Below are 1,238 nucleotides of genomic sequence, written 5' to 3' on the forward strand. Positions count from 1 at the left end.
ACCCGGCGGCCCGATCGATCTCCCCGCGCACCCACTGCCTCACCGGCGGATTTCCCGACGCTGCCGTGCCAGCCGGAACAACAACCGACGCCTCCGCCAGAGCGGCCCGGCCCTCACGCCCGCCAGCCGACACCGAACCACCGGACTCGCCCACCGGCCTGTCCGATCCGTCCCCGCCGAACACGGTCCACCATGGCCCGCGCCCGCCCTGCCCTGGCGTCAACGCGACGACATCACGCCCCAAGCCCCGCGCCAGAGACGACGCCTGCCCCGGCGACACCGGCACACCCGCATTCAAGTCGGCCTGGGACACCAGCATCACAGGCCCGCCAGTGGAATCCGCAACCCTGCCGCGCACGAACTCCGCCAACCCGCCACCAGCAACCACCTCCGCGGGCACCGCCACCCGCACCGTGCCCACAGGCACGTCCGCAGCCGGTGGCCTCACCTGGTTCTGCTGCAGATGCGGGGCTGCCTGCGACCCCTCCGCGGGCAACGTCACCGAATCCCACAACACCGCAGCCCCACCCAAAGGATGCGCATCCCCATACCGCACGACCGAATCCACCGCCGAAGACACACCCTGGCCGGTCGCCGCACTCGGCGACGTCGTCTCCTGCCCCGGGAACACAGCACCACTGTCCGGATCCGCGATCGACCCAGACCCCGGCGTGATGGTCTTCGGTAGCGCGGTATCCGAGGGCACACCAGACGCGTGCGGGGTAACCGCCGGGGACATACCCCCCGTTGAGTCCCGCGTCTGCGAGGTAAGCACATCCACCGGCCGGCCCCCGGACACAACCACACCGACGACCTGATCGCCACCGGCAACCGGACCATACGACCGAGGCCGCATCACCGATCGTTGCTGCCCGAAACCCGCTGCCCCATCAGAATATGCCGGTGGCGGCGTGCCCGGACGGTCCTGCCCCACACCTGACACGGCCGGAACCACGCGAGCCGGCTTCCCACCCGCCACGCCGCCATCGGCACCACCCTTACCGCCACCACCGTCCTTGCCGCCCACCTCGCCGAAGGCCCGACCGGAACCGGACACCACGGGATCTCCGCCCGAGAGCGTCACCGCATCCGTATCCACCACCCCGACAGAGAAAACCGGGTCCACATCAGACACATCCAAGACATCCGACGGGGTGAACGCGACGCCCTTGCCCGGAAAACCGGCAGCATCGCCTGTCTGCGACCCGGAATCCTTCTCCAGCAGCGAGGTCTTCTCC

The 1,238-nt window shown here is 69.9% G+C and carries 1 pseudogene; it reads right to left on the bottom strand.

What is annotated here, in order from left to right:
- Nucleotides 1-1,238: pseudogene (locus tag ACWDKQ_RS36270) on the bottom strand (hypothetical protein); the annotation flags it as partial.

Source organism: Saccharopolyspora sp. NPDC000995, assembly GCF_053599315.1.